Here is a 25,896-nt window from a genome sequence, read left to right as displayed (position 1 = left end):
ACTGCGGCCGCTGCCGTTTCCAGTTGCGGCCGCCATTGCATCAATTTACGGCAACGTCAGGATCACCTTCACCGTATCATCGACGGCCGACTTCTCGATGTAGCCGATCGCCTTCGGATCGGCTGCCACGGCCTTTTTTACTTCGGCTGCGCTGGCGTATTCCTTCGGTGCGGTGGCCTTGCCGGTGAAGACCAGCTTCGACCACAGGGCCTTGACCTGCGCCGTGTCCTTGTCTGCCACCTTGCGGTAGAACTCGTTACGGACGGGCGAGCTTTCCGGCAGGTCCACGGGCGTAAACAGGTTCGATTTGCCGAGGAAGAACTGCGACGCCTGTTCCGAGAACATGCGCGAGGCCGGGTTTTTCTGGCTGACGATGACGACGACTTCCGCCGAAGCGGGCAGGGCCATGGCGCCCAGCGCCGACACCAGCAGTGCTGCGATAATATTTTTGTTCATAGGTGCTCCAGGATCAGAATACGAAGTCGAGGCCGGCCGCGACCACGGTGATGTCTTTGTTGGTGCCGGCTGCCGGCGGGTTGATCAGGTAACCCGACTTGGCCTTCGGCTTGACGCGGTCCACCTGCACCTTGAGCGCCAGCGACTTGGCGACGTCCCAGCGCACACCGACCAGGTCGGAGGTCTGTTCCTGCGACGCCAGCAGCGAGTTGATGGCGCCGCGCAGCGCTGCAGGGGCTGCCGCGAAGGCGGCCGGCACCGTGACCGAGCTGCCCGCGCCCTTGACCGAGGCGTGCGCGTAGTACGGCACGAACTTGCCCACGCGGTAGCCGGTCATGGCGTACCACGAGTTGGTGTCGGCCAGGTACACCGGTTCCTTGGCGCGGCGCTGGGCGTATTCGGTTTGCAGCAAGATGTTGTTCCAGTCCATGGTCATGCCGACCGAGCTGAACGCGATTTTCTTGCCACCCTTGAAGTTCAGGTCCGAACCGAGCTTGCCGAAACCGACGGCGGACAGGGTATTGCCCAGTGCGTTGAGCACGGTGAGGTCGTTGATTTCCAGGTCGGCGCGCGCGTGCGCAGCACGGAACAGGAACGGACCGTATTCACCGGTCAGGCTGATGCCGGCATCGGGGGCGCGGTATTCGACCACGCGGTTGGTGTTGGAGGCGATATACAGCTTGCCGCGGCTGACGCCGACGAAGGCCTGGGCGGTCAGGTTGAGGTCGCCGACTGCGTGCTGGTAGTTGATGTCAACGCCGTCCGAGTTTTCGATCGGATTTTGCGAATACACTTCGATCGGCGGACGCATCATGGTGTTGGCATAGCCGACGTTCTGGTAGTCCGAGATCAGGAAGGTCGGCACGACCACGCGGCCCACACGCACGCTGACTTCATCGCTGAGCTTGGCTTTCAGGAAACCCCAGGTCAGTTCGGTGCCGAAGTTGCCTTCCGGGCCCTTGCGGGTCAGTACTTGGGCCGTGCCCGACAGCCAGTCGTTGACCTTGTACGTCGCTTGCAGGCCCAGGTTGGTGTCCACGCCCAGGCGCGGGCTGTCGCCGGCGCCTTCGGCCTGGTTGTAACGGCCGTACTGGGCGGTGTCGCTGTTGCTCTTGGCAGCACCGAGGGTGCCGAAACCGCTGATGGTGAGGTTGCCGTCATCGAGGGCGCCGGCGTGTGCCTGCATCGTGGCCATGGCGGCCAGGATCGCTGCTGCTAACAGTTGCTTTTTCATGAGGTGCTTGTCCTTGCTGTTGGTTTGTCTGGTACTGCGGTGTCTGAGCGATGCGGGGATGGGGCATTCGTTGGCTTATTTTAACAAAATTGCCCTACGGCATGGAATTACTCGCAATAAAATTAATTTTTTTGCCACGTTCCGTCGTTTTTGTGCGAAAAATTTAGTGAAATCAATACGATGTGGGAGGACTTCGATGTTGTTGAAACTATATGTTTAACAGTTACGTCAAATCGCGACGCGCGTGACAGGCCAACCCCGATTGCCCGGCCAGCGATTACAATAACGGCTTCCCCGTCACCCACGAGAGCACTGAATATGGCCGTCAATTCCCCCCTGCCTGTCGCCGCCGACCTGAAACCCGTTGCCGGTATCGAGATCGGCTACGCCCAAGCCGGCATCAAGAAGCCCAACCGCAAGGACGTGCTGGTGATGAAGCTGGCGCCCACGGCCACCGTCGCGGGCGTGTTTACGCTGAACCGCTTCTGCGCCGCACCGGTGCAGATTGCCAAGGCGCACCTGGCGGCCGCCAAGGAGACGGGCAAGCCCATCGTCGCGCTGCTGGTCAACACCGGCAACGCCAACGCCGGCACCGGCGAGCTCGGCCTGTCGCTGGCCAACCAGACCTGCACGGCCCTGGCGGCCGAGCTGGGCTGCGATGCGTCGCAGATCCTGCCGTTTTCCACCGGCGTGATCCTGGAGCCGCTGCCGGCGGCCAAGGTGATCGCCGGCCTGCCGCAAGCGGTGGCCGGTCTGCAGGCCGACAACTGGTTCAACGCGGCCGAAGCCATCATGACCACCGACACCCAGCCCAAGGCCGGATCGCGCACGGTCACCATCGGCGGCCACACGGTCACGCTGAGCGGCATCTCCAAGGGCGCCGGCATGATCAAGCCGAATATGGCCACCATGCTCGGCTACCTGGCGTTCGACGCCAAGGTGGCGCAGCCGGTGCTCGACGTGCTGGTCAGGCAGGTGGCCGACCAGAGCTTCAACTGCATCACCATCGACGGCGACACCTCGACCAACGATTCCTTCATGCTGATCGCCACCGGCGCCGGCAGCCTGACGATCGACTCGGTCGAGTCGCCTGAATACCGCGCACTGGCCGCTGCCGTCACCGAACTGGCGGTGTTCCTGGCGCAAGCGATCGTGCGCGACGGCGAGGGCGCCACCAAGTTCATCACGATTACCGTGGAAGAGGCGGCCAGCGTGGCCGAGGCGCGCAAGATCGCCTATTCGATCGGCCATTCGCCGCTGGTCAAGACCGCGTTCTTCGCCTCCGACCCCAACCTGGGCCGCATCCTGGCGGCGATCGGCTATGCCGGCGTCGATGACCTCGACGTCAGCAAGCTCGACCTGTACCTCGACGACGTGCTGGTCGCCAAGAGCGGCGGCCGCAATCCCGCCTACCAGGAAGCCGACGGCCAACGTGTGATGCAGCAGAGTGAAATCCTGGTGCGCGTCAAGCTGGCGCGCGGCGACCAGGCGGCCACCGTGTACACCTGCGACCTGTCGCACGATTACGTGAGCATCAACGCCGACTACCGCTCCTGATGGCTTCTCTAGAACAATTGCTGGCCCGCGCCGAGAACGTGCTGGCGCGGCTCGAAGCGGTGCTGCCGGCAACGCCTCCGGCGCCCGACTGGGCGCACGGCTACGCGTTCCGGTGGCGCAAGCGGCCTGGCGCTTTCGGCAGCGCCAGCTATTTCCAGGCGGTGGCGCACGTGTCCGATATCGCGCTCGACAACCTGCAGCACATCGGTCCGCAAAAGCAGCAGATCGCGCAGAACACGCGCCAGTTCGTGGCCGGTCGCCCGGCCAACAACGTGCTGCTGACCGGCGCGCGCGGCACGGGCAAGTCGTCGCTGATCAAGGCGTGCCTGAACCAGTTCGCCCAAGACGGCTTGCGTCTGATCGAGGTGGACAAGGCCGACCTGGCCGAGCTGCCCGATATTGTCGAGCTGGTGGCCGGCCGCCCCGAGCGTTTCATCATTTTTTGCGACGACCTGTCGTTCGAGGAAGGGGAGAGCGGCTACAAGGCGCTCAAGGTGGCGCTCGACGGCAGTATCGCGGCGCAGTCCGACAATGTGCTGATCTACGCGACCTCGAACCGCCGCCACCTGCTGCCCGAGCGCATGTCCGACAACCTCGGCTACCAGCACGGCAACGATGGCGACCTGCACCCGGGCGAAACGGTCGAGGAAAAAATTTCGCTGTCCGAGCGTTTCGGCCTGTGGCTGACCTTTTATCCGTTCCGGCAGGACGACTACCTCGACATCGTCAATCACTGGCTGACCATGCTTGGCTGCACGGCGCAGCAGGTGACCGATGCCCGGGGCGAAGCGCTGCGCTGGGCCTTGCAGCGCGGGTCGCGCTCGGGCCGGGTGGCCTGGCAGTTTGCCAGGGACTATGCGGGACGGCTGCCATGAGCGGGCAGACCACGCGCCCGATCGACGTCGCGGTCGGCATCCTGATGCAGGCCAACGGCGACGTGCTGCTGGGCCAGCGCCCGGCCGGCAAACCCTACGAAGGCTACTGGGAATTCCCGGGCGGGAAGGTCGATCCCGGCGAAACCATCGTGCAGGCGCTACAACGCGAATTCGTCGAGGAGCTGGGACTGACCATCGTCAGCGCCGAGCCATGGTGCTGTGTCGAGCACGTGTATCCGCACGCGCACGTGCGGCTGCATTTCTTCATCAGCCGCGACTGGCGCGGCGCGCCGCAGGGGCTGGAGGGACAGGCCTTTGCCTGGCAGGGCGCGGTGGACGTGGCGCCGTTGCTGCCGGCGACCATCCCGCTGATCGAATGGCTCGACCGGATGCGTTTCGACCGCTGAACCGGGCGCCTGCTGGCGCTCCCTTATTCTTCCTCGTGCGGGTCCTTGGGCGGCGCGGCGGGGATCACGTATTTTTCTTCGGCCCAGGCGCCGAGATCGATCTTCTTGCAGCGCTCCGAGCAGAACGGGCGAAACTTGTTTTCAGGCGTCCATTCCACTTTGGTGGAACAGGTAGGGCAGGCGACGACAGTGACCATCATATTTCATCAGAAGTTACAGAGGGTAAGCTCGAATGGTACCTGATCTTCCAGCGGCCTGGGTTTGAGGTCGCCGCCCTGGGTGGTAAAGCGTACCCACAGCATATACTTGTTGGCGGAAATTTCCGGGATGGCGCCCGAGCTTTCGTCGAGGGTCAGGCGCAGCATCTGGTAGACCTTGCCCTGCAACATTTGCTGGTAGCTGCCGGCCACGGCGATCATCTTGACCGGTGCACCCGAGTCGCGCAGCAGGCGCAGCACCAGGCCCAGCGCGTCGAACAGCGGCACCAGCGGGGTGAACCAGGTGACGATGTCGCTGTAGCGCTGCTCCGCCGGCCGCTGCTGCCAGGCGTAATAAGAGGGCATGTCGAAGTCGCAGGCGCCGCCGGGAATGATGGTGCGGCCGCGGATGCTCATCAGCCACTCGTTGTCGCGCACATTCTGGCCGGTCTTGCCTTGCGCCGCCACCAGCGCGCTGCTGACCGCATCGACTTCGGTGAGGATGGCGTCGAGCATGTCGGACTGCACGTTGGGATTGAGGCGGTAGCCGAGCAGCGTCTGGCGCTGGCGTTCGAGTTCCTGCAGCAGGTCGGACTTGAGGTCGGCGCGGCCGGCCACTTCGAGCATGTCGAAGATGGTGGACAGGGCAACGTGGTGCTGCATCGGGTCGGTCTGATGCACAAAGAACTGGAATTTCTCGTACAGATCCTCCAAACGCAACAAAGTGCGGATGCGTTCGTTGAAAGGATATTCGTAGACGATCAAAATAACAGCCCTCTCTGGGTGGACCTGCAAGCAATGCACGTAATTTTGAAGCAAGCGAAGCAAAATTACAAATACTCATGGAGCATCGTGCGCGCTGCGGGCGAAATTCAGGTCCGCAGTTGCAGGTAGCGGGCGTGCAGCCGGTCGATTTGCGGCGCCAGCGCGTCGATGCCGTCGTTGTTGTCGATGACATCGTCGGCCGCCGCCAGCCGTTCGGCGCGGCTGGCCTGGGCCGCCATGATGGCCCGCACCTGCGCTTCGGACAGCTTGTTGCGCGCCATGACGCGGGCGATCTGCACAGCCTCGCTGCAATCGACCGCGACGATGCGCGCGACCCTGCTGCGCCAGGTGCCCGATTCCACCAGCAGCGGCACCGCATAGATCACGTAGGCGCCGGTGGCTGCTGCGGCGGCAGCCAGCGCGCCGTCGCGGATGCGCGGATGCAGGATCGCTTCCAGCACGGCTTTCGCGGCCGGGTCCGAGAACGCCAGCGTCCGCATGCGGGCGCGGTCGAGTGCGCCGTTGGCATCGGCAAACTCGGGGCCGAACGCTGCGACGATGGCGGGCATGGCGCCGCCGCCGGGCGCCGTGAGGTCGTGGGCGATGGCGTCGGTATCGACGATGCTGGCGCCGCGCGCGGCAAACAGGTCGGCCACCGTACTCTTGCCGCTGCCGATGCCGCCCGTCAGTCCGATGGCCAGGCGCGCCGTCATCGCAGCACCGGGTACAGGATGCCGCTCACATCGGCCAGCGGCGCGCGGTACAGGAAACAGATCAGGCCCGAGGCGGCCAGGTAGGGGCCGAACGGGATCTGGTAGTCGAGTCCGCGCCGGTTCAGCACCATCAGCACGATGCCGACCACCGATCCGACCAGCGACGCCATCAGCACGATGGCCGGCAACATGGTCCAGCCGAGCCAGGCGCCGAGCGCAGCGAGCAGCTTGAAGTCGCCATAGCCCATGCCCTCGCGCTTGCGCAGCAGCTTGTAGAGCCAGTAGATCGACCACAGCACCAGGTAGCCGGCCGCCGCGCCGATCACGGCGCTTTGCAGCGAGACATACGTGGCGTCGATATTGAACAGCAAGCCGGCCCACAGCAGCGGATAAGTGAGGTCGTCGGGCAGCAGCTGGGTGTCGAAGTCGATGAAGGTGAGCGCGACCAGCAGGTACAGCAGCAGCAGGCCGCCCAGCCCCTGCCAGCCGCTGCCGAACTGCCACACCACCAGGCCCGACAGCGCTGCCGTCAGCAGTTCCACCAGCGGATAGCGTGGCGAGATCGGCGCCTTGCACTGGCTGCACTTGCCGCGCAGCGCCAGCCAGCTAATGACCGGAATGTTTTCCAGCGCCGTGATCTGGTGCCCGCAGTGGGGACAGGCCGAGCGCGGCGCCACCAGGCTGTACTGGCTGGTATGGCGCGGCGCCTTGCCGGCTTCCATGTCGCAGTAATTGTCGGACTCGCGCTGCATCATCTGCGGCAGGCGGTGGATCACGACGTTGAGGAAGCTGCCGATCAACAAACCGAACAGCGCGGCGATGAGGCTGATGGCAAGTTCGCCGGCGGGCGCGAACAGCAGGGACGGTGGCATAGGAATGAAGGGATTGTTGGTATGGTCGGGTGCAGCGCATATTACAGCACGGGCGCAGCCTGTCGGTGGGTTTTGCCCGGTCATGTAGCAGATTATCTCTCGTACGAGATATGGGCGTCACCAAAAGTTAATGGCAAGGTGAGAGCATTGATACGGTGGGAGCTCCGATGCCGACTTATTTTCCTCCATGGCTGTGGCTGACGGCATCCGTGCTGGCCGGATGGCTGCTGGGCGTGTTGTCCTACGAGCGCTGGTGCAAGGCGATGCGCGCGCGGCGCGCCCTGCTGGCCCGGCAGGCCGAGCTGGCCTACCTGGCCGAACAGGAGCGCGAAGCCTGCGCCATCCACGATGCGCTGCTGCAAGGCATGCAGGGCATCCTGCTGAGCTTTCAGAGCGTGGGCCAGCGCCTGCCGTCTGGCTGCGCCGAACGCGCCGCCATCGAGCGGCTGCTCGACCAGGGCGACGCCGCGCTGGCCGACGGCCGCCAGCGCCTGCAGGCCTTGCGCACGCCCGCCGGCAGGGGCGCTGGTGCGGCAACCCCGCCGCGCAGCTGAGCCTTAGACCACCGAGCCGAGTTTGAAGATCGGCAGGTACATGGCGACCACCAGCCCGCCGATCAGCACGCCGAGGATGACCATGATTGCCGGCTCCATCAGGCTCGACAACGAAGCGACCGCCTCGTCCACTTCTTCCTCGTAAAAGTCGGCCACCTTGCCCAGCATGGCGTCGAGCGCGCCCGACTCCTCGCCGATCGACACCATCTGCGTGACCATGTTGGGGAACACGTCGGCGTTCTGCATGGCGGCCGTCAGGCTGGTGCCGGTGCTCACTTCGTTCTGGATGCGGCGCGTGGCGTCCGCGTACACGACGTTGCCGGCCGCGCCGCCCACCGAGTCCAGCGATTCGACCAGCGGCACGCCGGCCGCGAACATGGTGGACAGGGTGCGGGTCCAGCGCGCAATGGTTGCCTTGCGCACCACCTCGCCGAATACGGGCACCCGCAGGATCAGCCGGTCCATCGCTTTCTGCATCGGCACCGAGCGTTTCCAGGTACGGAAAAACAACCAGATGCCCAGGCCCAGGCCGCCGAAGATCACATACCACCAGTTGACGAAAAATTCCGACAGCGCCATCACGAACAGGGTGGGGGCGGGCAGGTTGGCGCCGAAGCTGGTAAATACTTCCTTGAAAGCGGGCACCACCCAGATCATGATCACGGCCGTCACGATGAAGGCCACGGCCAGGATTGCGATCGGGTACATCAGCGCCGACCGGATCTTGCCCTTCATGGCCAGCGTTTTTTCCTTGTAGATGGCCAGCCGCGTGAGCAGGTCTTCCAGGATGCCGGCCTGTTCGCCGGCCGCCACCAGGTTGCAGTACAGCGCATCGAAATACAGGGGAAACTTGCGGAATGCCTGGTTCAGGCTGGTGCCGGTCTCGATGTCGGCGCGCAGGTCCATCACCAGCTTGGACACCGACGGATTGGCATGGCCCTTGCCCACGATGTCGAAGGCCTGCAGCAGCGGCACGCCCGCTTTCATCATGGTGGCCAGCTGGCGCGTAAACAGGCTGATGTCTTTTTCCTTGACGCGCTTGCCGCTGCGGTAGGTTTTCTTGCGCACCCGCGTGACCAGGATGCCCTGGCGCCGCAAGGTGACGTTGACCACGGCCTCGCCGCCGGCGCGCAGCTCGCCGCGCACGGTCTTGCCGGTCTTGTCCTTGCCTTCCCACGCGAAGATGTTTTCCTTGACCTGGTTGCCGGGGTTTGCCATGGGTGCAGTCCTATTCGTTGGTGCAGCCGAGCACTTCTTCGAGGCTGGTCATGCCCTGCCGGACCTTGAGCAGCCCCGACTGCCGCAGCGATTTGACGCCTTCCGCCTGGGCCTGGGACGCGATCTGCATGGCGTTGCCGTGGGCCAGGATCAGCGCCTCGATGGCCGGCGTGATCGGCATGATCTGGTAAATGCCGACCCGGCCCTTGTAGCCGCCGCCGTTGCAGCGCTCGCAGCCGACCGGGCCATACGGTTTCCAGCTGCCATCGAGCTCCTCGGGGCGGAAGCCGGCCTTGACCAGCAGGTCGGGCGAGATGTCGACCGGCTGCTTGCACACGCACAGCCGCCGCGCCAGGCGCTGGGCCGTGATCAGCGTGACCGACGAGGCGATATTGAACGGCGCCACGCCCATGTTCATCAGGCGCGTGAGGGTCGAGGGTGCGTCGTTGGTGTGCAGGGTGGAAAACACCAGGTGGCCGGTCTGCGCCGCCTTGACCGCGATATCGGCCGTTTCCAGGTCGCGGATCTCGCCGACCATGATGATGTCCGGATCCTGGCGCAGGAACGATTTCAGCGCCACCGGAAAGGTCAGGCCGGCCTTGTCGTTGACGTTGACCTGGTTGACGCCCGGCAGGTTGATCTCGGCCGGGTCTTCGGCGGTCGAGATATTGATGCCGGGCTTGTTGATCACGTTCAGGCAGGTGTACAGCGACACCGTCTTGCCCGAGCCGGTGGGGCCGGTCACCAGCACCATGCCGTACGGCCGGTGGATGGCCTCCATCAGCAGCGCCTTCTGCTCCGGCTCGTAGCCGAGCGCGTCGATGCCCAGCTGGGCCTGGCTGCCGTCGAGGATGCGCATCACGGTCTTTTCGCCGAACAGCGTGGGCAGGGTGGACACGCGCAGGTCGATGGTGCGAGTGGGCGAGGCCACCAGGCGCATGCGGCCATCCTGCGGCACGCGCTTTTCGGAGATGTCGAGCTTGGCCAGCACCTTGATCCGCGACACCAGCTTGTCCTTGATCGACACCGGCGGCTGCGCATGTTCGATCAGCACGCCATCGACGCGGAAGCGCACCCGGTAGAATTTTTCGAACGGCTCGAAGTGCAGGTCGGAGGCGCCCATGGTCACCGCGTCGAGCAGCATCTTGTTCAGAAACCGGACGATCGGTGCATCCTCGACCTCGTTGGCTGCAGCGGTCTCGGCGGCGCTGGCCGGCGCTTCCTCTTCCTCGGCAAACTGGAATTCGGTGTCGGGCCCGGCCAGGTCGGCAATGCTCTGCTCGGCACTGCGGCCGAAGCGCGCCAGCAGCTGCAGCAGCGCATCGTGCGGCACGATCACCGGTTCCACCGTCGATTCGGTCTGGAACTTGACCTGGTCCAGCGCCTGCGTGTTGGTGGGGTCGGAAATTGCCACTGCCATCTTGTTGCCGCGTCTGGCCAGGGCCACCACGCGCTGACCCTGCATCAGTTTGGCATCGATGGCCTTGGCCGGCAGCGCCTCGATGTCGAGCATGGCGATGTCGAGCAGCGGATAGGCGAAGGTCTCGGCGCAAAACGTCGCCAGCGCGCGCGAATCGATGGCGCCGCTGGCCAGCAGCACGTCGATGAACGGCTGCTTTTCGTGATGGGCTTTCTTGTGCAGCGCCTCGGCTTGCGGCGGCGACAGGCGGCCAGCCTGCATCAGGGCGCGCGCCAGGCCTGGCATTGCAACGGTATTCGGTAAGACTGCTGCCATGGCTGCTTCCAACAGGATGAAGGAGGGCGACCCAGTTGCCCTGCTGAATCATGCCTTTCGGCACATCCTTTGTAAAGCGCGCGGGCCCATGATTGCGCCGATTGTACCTCTGCCGTGACAGCACCCCGTCACCGCACGACACAAAGCCCCGTTTGCTGGCATCGCCCGTAACAATCCTTCTACATTGTCATTTCAGCTTTGCAACGTCGGGGCAGAATCCGTCGTACCCGCGAAGGCGGGTACCCAAGTTCTGCGAAATGCGTCGACATGTCAGCCAGGAGGCTGCCTAAGTTACGGCGTCAGGGACTGACCCGATGTAGATTTGCTGAGCAGCAGGATGTGGGCAGTGATCGGGGTGCCGTTTTCTTCGCGGGCAATAATGGTGTCGGTGGCGAGGATGGTGAAGCCGCTGGCGCCGGCCAGGCGGTCGAGGTAGGGCAGGGTGTGGGCGTAGCGGTTCGACGCTTGCAACGCGTAGTCCGGTCCCCCTTCTGCGCCGGCTTCCACCGAGAAGCAGAAGCGCCCGCCATCGCGCAGGGCCTGGTGGACGGCCGCGAAGACCGGCGCCAGGTCGCCGATGTAGACCAGCACGTCGGCGGCGACTGCGAGATCCCAGCTGCGGTACCGGCTGGACAGGTAGTCCACCAGGTCGGCGCAGGACAGCGTGTCGTACAACGCGCGGACGGCCGCTTTATCGAGCATCTGCTGCGACAGGTCGACGCCGTCCAGGCGACGCGCACAGGCGCGCAGATAGGGACCGCACAGGCCCGTGCCGCAGCCGAGATCGACGATGTCGAGCGTGTGGCCGTCGGGCCCTTGCGGATGGCTGCTGCTGCGGATCAGGCTGTCGAGCGCGGCCGGCGTGCGGTAGCCGAGCACCTCGGTCAGGTGCTGGTCGAAATGGTTGGCGTACTGGTCGAACAGCGTGCGCACGTAGTCGCCCGGCAGCGTGGCCGGGGTGTCGCCCGCGCCGACCGAGGCCAGGGCAAAGGCGATGGTCTGCGGATCGTCGCCATGGGCCAGCGCCGCGCGGTAGGCAGCCACGGCATCGTCGCGCCGGCCCAGCGCGCGCAGCGTGTTGCCGCGATGATAATGGGCCAGCGCGTGATCCGGCTGCAGCGCCAGTGCCCGGTCGTAGGCGGCCAGCGCGGCGTCGAAGTCGCCCAGCCGCTGCAGGCTGGCGCCCAGCGCGCTGTGGGCTGCAGCCCATTGCGGTTGCAGGGCAATGGCGCGCCCGAAGCTGCCCACCGCGTCCGGCAGCTGGTGCAGCGCATGCAGGGCATTGCCGCGCGCGAACCAGGCATCGGCGTAGCGCTCGCGCAGGTCGAGCGCCGCCTCGGCAGCGTCCAGCGCCTCGGCGTACCGGCCCAGCTCCTGCAGCACGATGGCGCGGTTGCAATGCGCTTCCGGATAATTCGGCTGCAACGCCACGGCGCGCTGGTAGCTGCGCAACGCTTCTTCGTGCCGCTGCAACTGGCGCAGCGCATTGCCGCGGTTGCTCCACGCCATGGCGTAGTCGGCCTGCAGCGCGATGGCGCGTTCGTGGCTCTCGAGCGCATCGTGCACGCGGCCCGCGTCCATCAGCGCCACGCCGAGGTTGGCGTGGGCCCTGGCCTGACTCCCATCGATGGCAACCGCTTGCGAGATCAGGTCGATCGCAGCTGCCGTGTCACCCTGCTGGCGCGCGATCACGCCCAGCAGGTGCAAGGCATCGAACTGACGCGGATCGAGCGCCAGCACCTGCCGGTACAGCGCTTGCGCAGGCGGCAGCTGGCCTTGCTGCTGCAGTTGCACGGCCTGCCGCAGCAGGGAAGGAATCAGGGAATCGGATACAGTCATGGTGCGCGCATCTTACCGCAGCGGCGCAGTAGGTTGCGAACGTAGCGGCGATAGCGGGCCGCGCAGCAGGTTTGTACGAACCTATCCGGGAACCTCGCAGAAACCGTAGCGAGCGGTTCGCTATCGTCGGGAGTAGCGCAAGCGTACGAAAGTACGCTGAGCAACGCAGCGGCGATAGCGGGCCGCGCAGTAGGTTTATGCGAGGTTCCCTAGCTGCCGCGGTAGGTGGAGTAAGCCCACGGCGAGACCACCAGCGGCACGTGGTAATTCTGCTCGGCGTCCGCCACGCCGAAGGCAATCGTTACCTGGTCGATGAAGCGCGGCTCGGGCAGTGGCACGCCTTGCGCAGCGAAATAGTCGCCGGCGGCGAACACCAGCTCGTATTTGCCGGCCTTGAGCTGGTCGCCGGCCAGCAGCGGCGTGGCGCAGCGGCCGTCGGCGTTGGTGACGTCGGTGGTCAGCAGGGTGCGGCCCTCGTCGCTGACCGCGTAGAGGGCGACATTGACCCCGGCGCCAGGCTTGCCCTGGCTGATATCGAGTACATGCGTGCTGAGTTTGCCCATGGCGGTGTGTCCTGTTGGTCCTATATCGGTGTATGACGAGCGGCTATCGGGTAAATCATATACCGGCGTGCGCCGACGCCTATATGATTCAGGATATATTGCCCATGCCCCGTGCTTTGTCCGGGTCCTTGCCGCCATTTCACCATCCTTGCCACGATTTCGCCTACAACCATGAGCACCTACGACAATTACCCGCGTGACCTGGTCGGCTACGGCCGCACGCCGCCGCATGCCCGCTGGCCCGGCGGCGCGCGGGTGGCGCTGCAATTCGTGCTCAATTACGAGGAGGGCGGCGAGAACAGCGTGCTGCACGGAGACGCCGGCTCGGAGACCTTTTTATCGGAGATCATCGGCGCCGCCGCGTTCGCCGACCGCCACATGAGCATGGAGTCGTTGTACGAATACGGTTCGCGTGCGGGCCTGTGGCGCATACTGCGCCTGTTCGAGGACCGCCAGCTGCCGCTGACCGTGTTCGGCGTGGCGATGGCGCTCAAGCGCCACCCGGAGGCGGTGGCGGCGTTCCAGTCGCTGGGCCACGAGATCGCCTGCCACGGCCTGCGCTGGATCAGCTACCAGCAGATCGATGAAGCCACCGAGCGCGCCCACATGAAGGAAGCGGTGGAGATCCTGCGCGAACTGACCGGCAGTGCGCCGCAGGGCTGGTACACGGGCCGCGACTCGCCCCACACGCGGCGCCTGGTGATGGAGCACGGCGGCTTCGCCTACGACGCCGACCACTACGGCGACGACCTGCCGTTCTGGCAGCAGGTGAGCTACACGGGCGCCGACGGTCTGCCGGCGACCGCGCCGCAGCTGATCGTGCCCTACACACTCGATACCAACGACATGCGCTTTGCGGCCGCCCAGGGTTTCAATTCCGGCACGCAGTTCTTCGATTACCTGAAAGACGCGTTCGACGTGCTGTACGCCGAGGGCGACCCGGCCGGCCTGAATGCACCGAAGATGCTGTCGATCGGCCTGCACTGCCGCATCGTGGGCCGGCCGGCGCGGCTGGCAGCGCTGGCGCGCTTCCTCGATTACGTGCAGGGCCACGAGCAGGTGTGGATCACGCGCCGCATCGATATCGCCAACCACTGGCGCGCTGTCCATCCCCATGTTCACCCCACTGCCGCCTGAGGTCACGATGTCCGAACCGATCCGCTTTTACTTCCGTGGCGCCGTGCGCGAATTTGCCGGCGGCGCGCCCACGCGTACCGTGCTCCAGCACCTGCGCGAAGACCTGCACTGCACCGGTACCAAGGAAGGCTGCGCCGAAGGCGATTGCGGCGCCTGCACGATGGTGGTCGGCAGCCTGAACGCCGACGGCCAGCTCGCCATGAAGGCGGTCAATGCCTGCATCCAGTTCGCCCCCACGCTGGACGGCAAGGCGCTGTTTACGGTCGAAGACCTGCAGCAGCCCGACGGTGCGCTGCACCCGGTGCAGCAGGCCATGGTCGATTGCCATGGTTCGCAGTGCGGCTTCTGTACGCCCGGTTTCGTGATGTCGCTGTGGGGCATGTACCTGGCCAAGGATGGCCAGCCGGCGCAGCGGCGCGAGATCGACGACTGCCTGTCCGGCAACCTGTGCCGCTGCACCGGCTACCGTCCCATCATCGACGCCGCCCACCGCATGACGGCGCTGCCGGCCGTCGCTTTCGACCGCGCCGCGCTCACGCGCCAGCTGCAGGCCTTGCAGCGCGAGGCCGGCAGCAGCTACAGCGCCCACGGCCAGACCTTTTATGCACCGCGCACGGTCGACGAACTGGTGGCGCTGCGCGCTGCCCATCCGCAGGCCACGCTGCTGGCCGGCTCCACCGATATCGGCCTGTGGGTGACCAAGCAGCTGCGCGCGCTGGGCGACATCATCTACCTCGGCCACGTGACTGCGCTGCAGACCGTGGCCGAGCGCGACGACATGCTCGACATCGGCGCCGGCGTGTCGCTGGAAGACGCCTACAACGCGCTGTGCGGACTGTATCCGAGCCAGCTCGGCGAACTGCGTCAGCGCTTCGCCTCGCTGCCGATCCGTCACGCCGGCACCCTGGGCGGCAACGTCGCCAACGGTTCGCCGATTGGCGACTCGATGCCGTGGCTGATCGCCGTCGGCAGCGCGGTGGTACTGCAAGGGCAGGCCGGCCAGCGTGTGCTGCCGCTCGAAGCGTTCTACCTCGACTACCAGAAAAAGGATCTGCGGCCCGACGAAATTGTCGTCGCCGTACGGGTGCCGCTGCCGCGCGAAAACGTCCGCTTCCGCACGTACAAGCTGGCCAAGCGCTTCGACCAGGACATCTCGGCCGTGTGCGCGGCGTTTGCGTTCACCTTCGACGGCGAGCATATCGTCGAGGCCCGTATCGCCTACGGCGGCATGGCTGCCACGCCGCGCCGCGCGCCGCGCGCGGAAAGTTCGCTGACCGGCCTGCGCTGGAACGAGGCCAACCTGCGCGTGGCGATGGACCAGCTGGCGCAGGATTTTTCACCGCTGTCCGACATGCGCGCTTCCAGCACGTACCGCATGCAGGCCGCGCAAAACCTGCTGCGCCGATTCTGGCTCGAGACGCGGCCCGACGCGCCGCTCGCCAACACGCAGGTGAATGCTTTTGCCTTCGATAACGCCAGGGAGTCCGCATGAACCCGACCGCTGCACCGCACGCACAGGATCATGGCAGCTGGCAGGCCGTCGGCATCGCGCGTCCGCACGAATCGGCCGAGCTGCACGTGCTGGGCCAGGCCACCTACACCGATGACATCCCGGAACTGCAAGGCACGCTGCACGCGGCGCTGGGCTTGTCCGCCAGGGCCCACGCCAGCATCACCGGCATCGACCTGGCGCCGGTGCGCGCATCAAACGGGGTGGTGGCCGTGCTCACGGCCGCCGACATCGTCGGCACCAACGACTGCGGTCCGATCATCCACGACGATCCGATTTTGTCCGCCGGCGAAGTGCTGTACGTGGGCCAGCCGATCTTCATCGTGGTGGCCGATACCCACGACAATGCCCGCCGCGCCGCCCGCTGCGCCGTGATCGACTACCAGGTACTGCCGGCCATCCTGACGCCGCAGGATGCAAAAGCCGCGCAATCGTACGTGCTGCCGACTATGCGCCTGACACGGGGCGACTTCCGTACCGCCTTCGACCTGGCGCCGCACGTGGTGAAGGGTAAGTTGTTCGTCGGCGGCCAGGAACAGTTTTACCTGGAGGGCCAGATCGCCTACGCGATCCCGCAGGAAGACCAGGGCATGCTGGTGCAATGCTCGACCCAGCACCCGAGCGAAATGCAGCACGTCGTGGCGCATGCGCTCGGCGTGCACTCGCACAAGGTGCGGGTCGAGTGCCGCCGCATGGGTGGCGGCTTCGGCGGCAAGGAATCGCAGTCGGCGCTGTGGGCGGCCGCGGCCGGCATTGCAGCGGCCCGGCTGAAACGCCCGGTCAAGCTGCGCGCCGACCGCGACGACGACATGCTGGTCACCGGCAAGCGCCACTGCTTCTATTACGAGTACGAAGTCGGCTATGACGACAGCGGCAAGATCCTGGCCGCCAAGGTGGACATGACGCTGCGCGCCGGCTACTCGGCCGATCTGTCCGGCCCCGTGGCCACGCGCGCGGTCTGCCACTTCGACAACACCTATTATCTGTCGGACGTGGAGATCCTGGCCGGCTGCGGCAAGACCAATACCCAGTCCAATACCGCGTTCCGCGGTTTCGGCGGCCCACAAGGGGCGATTGCGATCGAATACATCATCGACGATATCGCCCGCAAGCTCGGGCGCGACGCGCTCGATATCCGGCGCCTGAATTTTTACGGCATCAGCGACCGCAACATCACCCCCTACGGCCAGGAGATCGTCGACAACGTGATCGATGCATTGACCACCGAGCTGGAACGCAGCAGCGACTACCGCGCCCGCCGCACCGCCATCGACGCCTTCAACCAGGCCAGTCCCGTCCTGAAAAAAGGCCTGGCGCTCACGCCGGTCAAATTCGGCATCGCCTTCAACGTCACCCACCTGAACCAGGCCGGCGCGCTGGTGCACGTGTATGTCGATGGTTCGGTGCTGGTCAACCACGGCGGCACCGAGATGGGGCAGGGCATCCACACCAAGGTGATGCAGGTGGTCGCGCACGAGCTGGGCGTCTCGCTCGACAAGCTGCGCGTGACCGCTACCGATACCGGCAAGGTATCTAACACGTCGGCCACTGCGGCGTCCACCGGCGCCGACCTCAATGGCAAGGCGGCGCAGGATGCGGCACGCCAGATCCGCGAACGGCTGACGGCCCACGCCATCAAGCTGTACGGCGCCGACGATGGCCAGCCGGTGCGCTTTTTCGACGACGCCGTGCATGTCAACGGCCACGTGGTGCCGTTCCCGGAACTGGTGCAAAAGGCTTACCTGGCGCGGGTGCAGCTGTGGTCCGACGGTTTTTACGCCACGCCGGGCCTGCACTGGGACCCGAAAACCATGAGCGGTCATCCGTTCTCGTACTATGCCTACGGCGCGGCGGTGTCCGAAGTGGTGGTCGACACGCTGACCGGCGAATGGAAGCTGCTGCGCGCCGATGCGCTGTACGACGCCGGCCGCTCGCTCAATCCGGCGATCGACATCGGCCAGGTGGAAGGGGCGTTCATCCAGGGCATGGGCTGGCTCACCACCGAGCAGCTGTGGTGGAACGATGCCGGCAAGCTGATGACGCACGCGCCATCGACGTACAAGATTCCCGGCATCTCCGACTGTCCCGACGATCTGCGCGTGACGCTCTACCGCAACGACAACGTCGAGGACAGCATCCACCGCTCGAAAGCCGTGGGCGAACCACCGCTGCTGCTGCCGTTCTCGGTGTTCTTCGCCATCCGCGACGCCATTTCCAGCGTGGGCGGGCACCGGGTCAGCCCACCGCTCAATGCGCCGGCCACCAGCGAGGAAATCCTGCGCGCGGTGTCCATCGTGGAACTAGGCGCCTGACATGGCTGCGTGGCTGACAGCGGTGGCGGAACCGGCAGTGCTGGTGACAGTGGCCATGGTCGAAGGCTCGGGCCCGCGCGAGGCCGGGGCCAGGATGCTGGTCACGCGCACCGCCGCCTTCGATACCATCGGTGGCGGCCACCTCGAACTGTGCGCGGTAGACCTGGCGCGCGCCATGCTGGCCGATCCTACTGCCGCCGCGCCCCGGGTGGAACGCTACGCCCTCGGTCCCACGCTGGGCCAATGCTGCGGCGGCGTGGTGCACCTGGCGTTCGAGGTGGTGGACGGGGCGCTGCGCGACGTGCTCGCGGTGCTGCGGACCCGCACCCGCGACGACAGCTGGCGCGCCAGCGCCATCGACGGCGCGGCGGCAACGCTGCTGCTTGACGCTGATGGCCGCGTGCTGGCCGGGCAGGGGGCGGCGCCCGTGGTGCACGGCGCCACCGGCAGCGCCACCGATGGCAGCATCACCGCCACCGCCACCGCCACCGCCACCGCCACCGCCACCGCCACCGCCATCGTCCGCGATGCCGCCGGCCGCCGCTGGCTGCTCGACGCCTGTCCGGCGCCGCGCGCGCACCTGCTGCTGTTCGGTGCCGGTCACGTCGGCGCGGCCATCGTGCGCGTGCTTGGCGATCTGTCGTGCACGGTCAGCTGGATCGACGAGCGCGAAGACATGTTCCCGGACGGCGTGCCGGCCAATGTGACCGTGGAGGCGACCGACACGCCGGAGGCGCTGGTGGCGGCAGCGCCGGCGGGCGCCAGCTACTTGGTGCTGACCCACAGCCATGCGCTCGACCAGCGCCTGGCCGAGGCCATCCTGGCGCGTGCCCACGTGGGCTGGTTCGGCCTGATCGGCTCGGCCACGAAACGGGTACAATTCGAGCGGCGCCTGGGCGCGCGCGGCATTGCACCGCAGCGCATCGCCGCCATGGTCTGCCCGATCGGGCTGCCCGGCATCACCAGCAAGCTGCCCGCCGCCATTGCCGCCTCCGTCTGCGCGCAGTTGCTGATGGTCTGGGAGGCACAGGACCAGCAGCGCCGGCAGCACCAACAACACCATCGGCATCGACCTGGCACCACCGTCACACCCTAATTTCAGAAAGCCCCTTATGTCCACCACCGACCTGCAAGCCTACCGTGGCAGCTTGCTGCACTTTCTCGCCGATCCGGCCTTCAGCGACAACGCGCACGTCTGGCACGACGATGGCCTGCTGATCGTCGCCGACGGCAAGGTAGAGGCAGCCGGCGACTACGCCGCCCTGCACGCCACGCTGGCGCCGGGCGTCACGGTGCACGACTACCGCGGCAAGCTCCTGATGCCCGGCTTTATCGACACCCATATCCATTACCCGCAGACCGACATGATCGCATCGCCGTCGGAAGGCTTGCTGCCATGGCTCGAGACCTACACCTTCCCGGTGGAGCGCGGCTTCGACGACCCGGCCCATGCCGCCGGCGTGGCCGAATTCTTCCTCGACGAGCTGCTGCGCTGCGGCACCACCACCGCCATGGTGTATTGCTCCGTACACCCGCAATCGGTGGACGCATTCTTCACCGCCAGCCAAGCGCGCGGCCTGCGCATGGTGGCCGGCAAGGTGCTGATGGACCGCAATTGCCCCGAGTTCCTGCGCGATACCGCCGAAGGCGGCGCGCGCGACACCGAAGCGCTGATCGGGCGCTGGCACAACCGCGGACGGTCGCAATACGCGATCACGCCGCGCTTTGCGCCCACGTCCACCCATGAGCAGCTGCAGCTGGCCGGCGAGCTGGCGCGCGCATATCCGGACACCTACATCCAGACCCACGTATCGGAAAACGCTGCCGAATGCGCGTGGGTGCGCCAGCTGTTCCCGCAGTCGCGCAGCTATATCGATGTCTACGACCGCTACGGCATGCTGCGCCCGCGCGCCATGTATGGCCACTGCATCTGGCTCGACGATACCGACCGCCAGCGCATGGCCGACACCGGCGCGGCTGCCGCGATTTGTCCCACGTCCAACCTGTTCCTCGGCAGCGGCCTGTTCGACTTCGAGCGGGCCGACCAGGCGCGCATGCTGGTCTCGCTGGCCACCGACGTGGGCGGCGGCACGTCGTTCTCGATGTTGCAAACCATGAATGAAGCCTATAAAGTAGCGCGCTTGAAGGGCAGCCACCTGCCGGCGTTGCGCATGTTTTACCTGGCCACGCTCGGTGCGGCGCGCGCCATGCAGCTCGAGGGCACGATCGGCAATTTCGTCCCCGGCGCCGAGGCCGACTTCATCGTCGTCGATCCGCACGCAACGCCGCTGCTGGCGCGCCGCGCGCGCAGCATCGCCAGCCTGGAAGAGCAGCTGTTCGCGCTGGCGCTGCTCGGCGACGACCGCGCCATCGCCGCCACCTACTCGGGCGGGCGCCAGGTTTACGCCCGCACTTGATTCACCCATTTTGATCGGGAAGCACCATGCAGAAACACGACCTCCGTCCCCGGCTTCTGGCCATTGCGCTTGCTGCCGCCACGCTGTGCGCAGCACCGCTGACCGCGCTGGCCGCCTCCGCTGCCGGCAATGAAGCGGTCACCAGCAGGGTGTTCGCATCGATGGTGACGGCGAAGCAGCCGAAGCTGGCCGAGCTGACCATGTTCCTCACCATGATGCCCAAGGGCGGCGACCTGCATCACCATTATTCCGGTGCGCTGTACGCAGAGCAGTACCTGCGCTGGGTGGACAAGCAGGGCTTTTGCGTCAACAAGGCCGGTTACACCATCAATGTCGATCAGGCGGTTGCCAAGGCCGAACGCGCCAAGCCGCTGGCCGAACGGGTGTGCCTGTCGGGCGAGGACAGCCTGCAGGACAATACCTTCCTGTCGAACCTGCTGCAGCGCTGGTCCGACAAGGATTACCACAACCATGGCGCCATCCAGAATCCGCCCGACCGCCAGTTCTTCGACACCTTCGGCTACTTCAACGCGGTGGCGTCCACCAACACGGCCGAAGGCTTGCAGACGCTGAAACGCCGCGCCATCGACGAGAACCTGAGCTACATCGAAACCATCTTCGAGATCGCGCCGATCGCCCAGGATGCCGGCTTCGACGACAAGGCGCGCGCCGGCACCGTGACCGATGCCGACCTGGCCGCCTACATGGGCAAACTCGAAGGCGACCAGGCCTTTAACGGCTGGATCGCCGCCTACCTCGACAACGTGAAGACATCGGGCGCCGGCATCGACGACCAGGATTTCACGCTGCGCTACCAGCCGTTTGCACTGCGCTTTTTGACGCCGTCGCAGGTGTTTTCGCAGATGGTGTCGAGCTTCAAGCTGGCCACCGCGAGCCCGATGATTGTCGGCGTCAACATCGTCGGCCAGGAAAGCACCCACGTGTCGATGCGCGATTATGCGCTGCACATGAAAATGTACCGCTTCCTGAAAACCAGGTATCCGGCCGTGAAACTGGCGCTGCACGCCGGCGAACTGTCGCTGGGCATGGTGGAACCGGAAGGTTTGAAATTCCATATCAAGGATGCGCTCGACGTGGCAGGCGCCAGCCGCATCGGTCACGGCATGGATATCGCGCACGAGCGCGATCCGCTGGCCATCATGAAAGAAATGCACGATCGGAACATCCCGGTCGAGGTCAACCTGAGCAGCAACGACTTCATCCTCGGCATCAAGGACCAGGAACACCCGGTCACGCTGTTCCGCAAATACGGCGTGCCGTTCGTGCTCAGCACGGACGACGCCGGCGTATCGCGCAACAACCTGTCCGGCGAATACGTGCTGTACGCGGCGCGTTATCAGCCGAGCTACAACGAAGTGAAAAAGCTGTCGTACGACAGCATCCGCTATGCCTTCCTTGCTGATGCAGATAAACAACGCCTGTTAAAAGCTTTAGACGGCAAATTCATGCAATTTGAAGCGGCTATCGCCAGGGCGCAGCCGATCACCCGACGCTGACGCCGGCCATGACTGGGCGGATGTGTGGTGCAATGCCCACATCCGCGCCGGGCTTTCCAATATTTTCGACCGACCATCACCCCACCTGGCAGCAGCGCCGTCTTGCTGCTTGCCCCGCCTGCTGACGTTGGCATGTTCGCCAACTGTGGCCTACAAGCTACAAAATCCCCCCAACTTCGCGCTGCATTCTCGCCGCCTGCATTGAAAAGATTTCACGCAAGAATGGCTGACTTATAATTTCGCCTGTTTTTGCCGAGCCCATTTTTAGCGCCGAGAACGTACGCACTTTTTCCGCGCATTTATAGTTTTTTGATCTGAATAACAAAGGTAAAACGTATTTGTCAGCGATTTTTGGTTAATGCATAGTCGGATCGAACGATCCAAAAAGGCAAGTTTTCTGTTTGCCTCACGCTTATTCCAGTCACAGCCCTGACATATTTCGCCGCTACACTCACCCGCTGCACTTTTGTGCCGGGCGACTCGGACGGTCTGACCAGTTGCAGCAAACGTAAGAGGGAGAGGCCTGCCACCAGCGGGCTTCGACACAATAATTAGTCTTTTTTGGGGTTATACAATGATCAATCATAAACGGCTCAAGCTGACGCAACTCGCGTTCAGCCTGTCTATCGCGCTCGCGACGGTTCCGGCCATGGCTCAAAACACGACGTCGGCGATCGGCGGTCGTATTTCAGCTGGTGATGGCAAGCCTGCCGCTGGCGCGACCGTTACCATCGTCCACGTCGAGTCCGGCACCAGCTCCAAGGTCGTGACCGATGCCGACGGCCGCTACGTGCAGCGCGGTCTGCGTACCGGTGGCCCGTACACGATCATCATCTCCAAGGATGGCGTCGAAGAAAAGCGCGAAAACGTGTTCACCCAGCTGGCGGAAACCGCCACCGTGGACGCGACCCTGGGCGCGCAGATGCAGGTGGTGACGGTGGCTGGCGCCTCCGGCCGCTCGGACAAGTTCTCGCGCACCGCCATGGGCTCGGGCACCAGCATCAGCGCGACCGAACTGGCGATCCAGGGTTCGATCAACCGCAACCTGCAAGACTATGCACGCAGCGATCCGCGCGTGTCGCAGACCGACAAGGAACGCGGCGAACTGTCCGTGGCCGGCCAGAACTCGCGGTATAACTCGCTCACCATCGACGGCGTGGCCGTCAACGACACTTTCGGCCTCGAGTCGAACGGCAGCCCGACCGCCAAGCAGCCGATTTCGATCGAAGCGATCCAGTCGGTGCAGGTCAACGTCGCCAACTACGACGTGACCCAGAAGGGCTACACCGGCGGTAACATCAATGCCGTCACCAAGTCCGGCACCAACACCGTCAAAGGCAATGTGTACTACGTGTTCCGTAACGACAGCCTGGTCGGCGACCGGTACAACAACGCCACCGACACCTACTACAAGCCGGCGCCGTTCAAGGAAACCACGAAAGGTGCCACGGTCGGCTTCCCGCTGATCGAAGACAAGCTGTTCATGTTCGCCGCCTACGAAAAGCTGGAATCGACCCGTTCGGCGCCGGCGTTCGGTCCCCTGGGCAGCGCGCTGACCAACGTCGGCATCTCGCCGGCAGCGATTGCCGGCGCCACCGACATCGCCAAGAATACCTACGGCATCAATGCCGGCGACACGACGATGACGTCGGGTTCGCAGCTGACGGTGGACGATTACCTGGTCAAGGTCGACTGGAACATCAACGACAACCACCGCGCCATGTTCCGCTACTCGAAGACCAAGCAGTCGGAGCCGCAATTCACCGGCACCCAGGCCAGCGGCCTGTCGCTCAATTCCGAGTGGTATTCGCAAGGCAAGGAAATCAAGACCATGGTGGGCCAGTGGACCGCCGACTGGACCCCGACCTTCTCGACCGAAGTCAAGCTGTCGAACCGCGAGTACGACAGCGTGCCGACGCTCAATTCCCAGCTGCCGCTGATTAACCTGTCGTTCACCGGCGCCAACCCGACCGGTACGCCAGCGAGCGTGCCGACCACCAGCCGCACGCTGTCGTTTGGGACCGACAACAGCCGTCAGCGTAACATCCTGGGCACCAAGACCCTCGACGGTTACGTCGGCGCCAACTGGTCGCTCGGCGATCACGAGGTCAAGTTCGGCGGCGACTATGCCCGCAACAAGATTTACAACGCCTTCCTGCAAAACATCTGGGGCAACTACACCTTCGCCTGCGTCAACAACTGGTCGTACACCAGTGTCAGCGGCGTGACCCCGGGTGCGATCTCGAGCTGCAGCAACCTCAGCTACGAACAGCGTGCGCAAGCCGTGCTGGAAAACTTCCGCCTCGGCCGTCCATCGTCGTACACGCTGCAAACCACCAACCCGGGCTTCTCGCTCGACGACGCGGTGTCGAACTTCGCCATGAAGAACTACGGCGCCTTCATCCAGGACACCTGGACCGTCAACGACCGCCTGACCGTCAGCTACGGTGTGCGCCTGGACGAAACCCGTGTCGGCGATCGTCCATTGCGCAACGATGCCGTGGCCCAGCCGGTGATCGCTGCTACCGCCGCTACCGGCAACCGCCAGACCGGCGGCTTCGGCATCGACAACCAGACCACTTTCGACGGCCAGAAAGTGTGGCAGCCGCGCGCCGGCTTCAACTACACCTTCGATTCGCCGCGCAAGATGCAGCTGCGCGGTGGCGCCGGCCTGTTCCAGGGTGCGGCTGCCACGGTATGGCTGTCGAATCCGTTTTCGAATCCGGGCGTGGCCACCCGCAGCATCAGCTGCGGTTCGTCGACCGCGCCTTGCTCGGCAACCGTCGGCATCTTCACGCCGGACGTCAATAACCAGCCGACGACTCTGCCGAACGGCAACACCGTCGCCCAGGTCAATATCGATGCGCTGGCGCCTGGCCTGAAGCAGCCGTCGGTATTCAAGTCGAACATCGCGCTGGAAGCGGAACTGCCATGGTATGGCATGGTGCTCGGCCTCGAATACCTGAAGGTCAAGAACAAGGACGGCATCTACTACCAGAACCGCAACCTGGGCGCGCCAACCAAGATCGGCACCGATGGCCGCGAGCTGTATTACACCGCCGCCGGTTACGATTCGCGTTGCTGGAACGCCGATGGCACCCTGGTTAACTCCGGCACCGTCTGCGGCGGCTCCGTGCCTGCCCGCACCAAGGCCGGCAGCAACGCCGCCTACAACAACGTGCTGGTCGCAACCAACACCGACAAGGGTGGCAGCAACCTGGCCACCGTGACCCTGAGCCGTCCGATGACCAGCGGCTTCCAGTGGTCGCTGGCGTACACCTACACCGAAGCGCGCGAGGTGTCGGCACTGACGTCGTCCACGTCGAGCTCGAACTTCAGCGGTCGCTCGGTGTTCAACCCGAACGAGGAAGTCAGCGCCAACTCGAGCTACCTGGTGAAGGATCGCATCAACGCCCTGGTCAACTTCCAGAAGCGTCTGTTCGGCGAATACAAGACCACCTTCGGCCTGTTCTATGAAGGTCGCAGCGGCAAGCCATACAGCTGGACCGTCAACAACGACCTGAACGGCGACGGCATCGCCGGCAACGACCTGATGTTCATCCCGTCGGCGCCAGGTTCGGGCCAGGTGGTGTTCGTGGGCGACACTGCGACCAGCAACGCCAATGAAACCAAGTTCTGGAGTGTGGTCAACGGCAACAAGGCGCTCAAGCAAGCAGCCGGTGGCGTGGTCGGTCGTAACACCGATTTCTCGCCATGGACCAACAGCTTCGACATGCGCCTGTCGCAGGAAATGCCTGGCTTCTTCAGCAAGCACAAGGCGTCGTTCACGCTCGATATCTTCAACGTCGGCAACCTGCTCAACAAGAAATGGGGCCGCATCAACGAAGTGGGCTTCCAGTCCGGCGGCGCGCAAGCCCGTTCGTTCGTGGACTTTGCCGGTATCGATGCCCAGGGCCGCTATATGTACCGCGTGCGCGACGTCGAAACCCTGGACGTACGCCAGGTGAAGGGCGAATCGCAGTGGGCCATCCAGGCCACGGTGAAGTACGAATTCTAA

Annotated in this window: 21 protein-coding genes; 11 read left to right on the top strand and 10 right to left on the bottom strand. The window is 64.8% G+C overall.

Features of this window, described 5'->3' with window-relative positions:
• Nucleotides 1–45: 45 nt before the first annotated feature.
• Together ASF61_RS00750 and ASF61_RS00745 are read right to left on the bottom strand one after the other, a co-directional pair.
• Nucleotides 46–456 carry a hypothetical protein gene (locus tag ASF61_RS00750; RefSeq protein WP_056150139.1) on the bottom strand — a complete coding sequence of 137 codons (411 nt, stop codon included), beginning with the start codon at nucleotides 454–456 and terminating at the stop codon, nucleotides 46–48.
• Nucleotides 457–469: 13 nt separating this feature from the next.
• The gene (locus tag ASF61_RS00745; RefSeq protein ID WP_056150138.1) at nucleotides 470–1,690 is read right to left on the bottom strand and encodes a hypothetical protein; all 1,221 of its coding nucleotides are present in this window, start codon (nucleotides 1,688–1,690) and stop codon (nucleotides 470–472) included.
• 318 nt (nucleotides 1,691–2,008) lie between these two features.
• Here ASF61_RS00745 and argJ point away from each other — a divergent pair, with 318 nt between their 5' ends.
• From argJ to ASF61_RS00730, 3 genes are read left to right on the top strand one after another with little or no spacing between them, the layout of a single operon-like run.
• The gene (gene argJ, locus ASF61_RS00740) at nucleotides 2,009–3,247 is read left to right on the top strand and encodes a bifunctional glutamate N-acetyltransferase/amino-acid acetyltransferase ArgJ (protein ID WP_056150135.1); all 1,239 of its coding nucleotides are present in this window, start codon (nucleotides 2,009–2,011) and stop codon (nucleotides 3,245–3,247) included.
• On the top strand, nucleotides 3,247–4,122 hold the full coding sequence (locus tag ASF61_RS00735; protein ID WP_056150132.1) for an ATP-binding protein: 876 nt from the start codon (nucleotides 3,247–3,249) through the stop codon (nucleotides 4,120–4,122). The genes argJ and ASF61_RS00735 overlap by 1 nt, the downstream gene beginning before the upstream one ends.
• Nucleotides 4,119–4,529, top strand: coding sequence for an NUDIX domain-containing protein (locus ASF61_RS00730; protein ID WP_056150130.1), 411 nt, complete (start codon nucleotides 4,119–4,121; stop codon nucleotides 4,527–4,529). The genes ASF61_RS00735 and ASF61_RS00730 overlap by 4 nt, the downstream gene beginning before the upstream one ends.
• Nucleotides 4,530–4,552: 23 nt before the next feature.
• On the opposite strand, the gene ASF61_RS00725 is transcribed toward ASF61_RS00730, so the two are convergent.
• The 4 genes from ASF61_RS00725 to ASF61_RS00710 all read right to left on the bottom strand — a co-directional run bounded on the left by ASF61_RS00725 (nucleotide 4,553) and on the right by ASF61_RS00710 (nucleotide 7,076).
• Nucleotides 4,553–4,726, bottom strand: coding sequence for a DNA gyrase inhibitor YacG (locus ASF61_RS00725; protein ID WP_056151172.1), 174 nt, complete (start codon nucleotides 4,724–4,726; stop codon nucleotides 4,553–4,555).
• 9 nt (nucleotides 4,727–4,735) lie between these two features.
• Nucleotides 4,736–5,491, bottom strand: a complete 756-nt coding sequence (gene zapD / locus ASF61_RS00720) for a cell division protein ZapD (protein ID WP_056150127.1) — start codon at nucleotides 5,489–5,491, stop codon at nucleotides 4,736–4,738.
• Between the two features lie 107 nt (nucleotides 5,492–5,598).
• Nucleotides 5,599–6,204, bottom strand: coding sequence for a dephospho-CoA kinase (gene coaE, locus ASF61_RS00715; RefSeq protein WP_056150125.1), 606 nt, complete (start codon nucleotides 6,202–6,204; stop codon nucleotides 5,599–5,601).
• Nucleotides 6,201–7,076 (bottom strand): A24 family peptidase, encoded by an 876-nt coding sequence (locus ASF61_RS00710; protein ID WP_056150122.1) that lies wholly within the window; start codon nucleotides 7,074–7,076, stop codon nucleotides 6,201–6,203. Before ASF61_RS00710 ends, coaE begins: the two co-directional genes overlap by 4 nt.
• 167 nt (nucleotides 7,077–7,243) lie before the next feature.
• Here ASF61_RS00710 and ASF61_RS00705 point away from each other — a divergent pair, with 167 nt between their 5' ends.
• Nucleotides 7,244–7,630 carry a hypothetical protein gene (locus ASF61_RS00705; protein WP_056150118.1) on the top strand — a complete coding sequence of 129 codons (387 nt, stop codon included), beginning with the start codon at nucleotides 7,244–7,246 and terminating at the stop codon, nucleotides 7,628–7,630.
• A 3-nt stretch (nucleotides 7,631–7,633) separates the two neighbouring features.
• Here ASF61_RS00705 and ASF61_RS00700 read toward each other — a convergent pair whose 3' ends face one another.
• From ASF61_RS00700 to uraH, 4 genes are all read right to left on the bottom strand, one after another.
• Complete coding sequence (locus ASF61_RS00700) at nucleotides 7,634–8,848, bottom strand: type II secretion system F family protein (RefSeq protein ID WP_056150116.1); 1,215 nt, start codon at nucleotides 8,846–8,848, stop codon at nucleotides 7,634–7,636.
• Nucleotides 8,849–8,858: 10 nt separating this feature from the next.
• Complete coding sequence (pilB, locus tag ASF61_RS00695; RefSeq protein WP_056150112.1) at nucleotides 8,859–10,583, bottom strand: type IV-A pilus assembly ATPase PilB; 1,725 nt, start codon at nucleotides 10,581–10,583, stop codon at nucleotides 8,859–8,861.
• Between the two features lie 291 nt (nucleotides 10,584–10,874).
• Nucleotides 10,875–12,422: a tetratricopeptide repeat protein gene (locus tag ASF61_RS00690; protein WP_056150110.1), complete on the bottom strand. Its 1,548-nt coding sequence runs from the start codon at nucleotides 12,420–12,422 to the stop codon at nucleotides 10,875–10,877.
• A 209-nt stretch (nucleotides 12,423–12,631) separates the two neighbouring features.
• Nucleotides 12,632–12,985 (bottom strand): hydroxyisourate hydrolase, encoded by a 354-nt coding sequence (gene uraH, locus ASF61_RS00685; protein WP_056150107.1) that lies wholly within the window; start codon nucleotides 12,983–12,985, stop codon nucleotides 12,632–12,634.
• 171 nt (nucleotides 12,986–13,156) lie between these two features.
• Here uraH and puuE point away from each other — a divergent pair, with 171 nt between their 5' ends.
• The 7 genes from puuE (at nucleotide 13,157) to ASF61_RS00650 (ending at nucleotide 25,896) form a co-directional block, all read left to right on the top strand.
• Nucleotides 13,157–14,122, top strand: a complete 966-nt coding sequence (gene puuE, locus ASF61_RS00680) for an allantoinase PuuE (protein WP_056150104.1) — start codon at nucleotides 13,157–13,159, stop codon at nucleotides 14,120–14,122.
• Nucleotides 14,123–14,129: 7 nt separating this feature from the next.
• Entirely contained in the window at nucleotides 14,130–15,614 is a 1,485-nt protein-coding gene (gene xdhA, locus ASF61_RS00675; protein WP_056151170.1) for a xanthine dehydrogenase small subunit, read from the top strand.
• A complete protein-coding gene (gene xdhB, locus ASF61_RS00670; RefSeq protein WP_056150101.1) occupies nucleotides 15,611–17,944 on the top strand; it encodes a xanthine dehydrogenase molybdopterin binding subunit in 2,334 nt (777 codons plus the stop codon). Before xdhA ends, xdhB begins: the two co-directional genes overlap by 4 nt.
• 1 nt (nucleotide 17,945) lies before the next feature.
• The gene (gene xdhC, locus ASF61_RS00665) at nucleotides 17,946–19,040 is read left to right on the top strand and encodes a xanthine dehydrogenase accessory protein XdhC (RefSeq protein WP_056150098.1); all 1,095 of its coding nucleotides are present in this window, start codon (nucleotides 17,946–17,948) and stop codon (nucleotides 19,038–19,040) included.
• Nucleotides 19,041–19,056: 16 nt separating this feature from the next.
• A complete protein-coding gene (guaD, locus tag ASF61_RS00660; protein WP_056150096.1) occupies nucleotides 19,057–20,361 on the top strand; it encodes a guanine deaminase in 1,305 nt (434 codons plus the stop codon).
• Between the two features lie 26 nt (nucleotides 20,362–20,387).
• Nucleotides 20,388–21,878, top strand: a complete 1,491-nt coding sequence (locus ASF61_RS00655) for an adenosine deaminase (protein ID WP_056150093.1) — start codon at nucleotides 20,388–20,390, stop codon at nucleotides 21,876–21,878.
• A gap of 574 nt (nucleotides 21,879–22,452) precedes the next feature.
• Nucleotides 22,453–25,896, top strand: a complete 3,444-nt coding sequence (locus tag ASF61_RS00650; protein WP_056150090.1) for a TonB-dependent receptor — start codon at nucleotides 22,453–22,455, stop codon at nucleotides 25,894–25,896.

The sequence above is a fragment of the Duganella sp. Leaf126 genome, assembly GCF_001423125.1.
GTDB lineage: Bacteria > Pseudomonadota > Gammaproteobacteria > Burkholderiales > Burkholderiaceae_D > Rugamonas.
The sequence above is the reverse complement of the archived record's forward strand: the minus strand, read 5'-3'. Positions and strand labels throughout refer to the sequence as shown.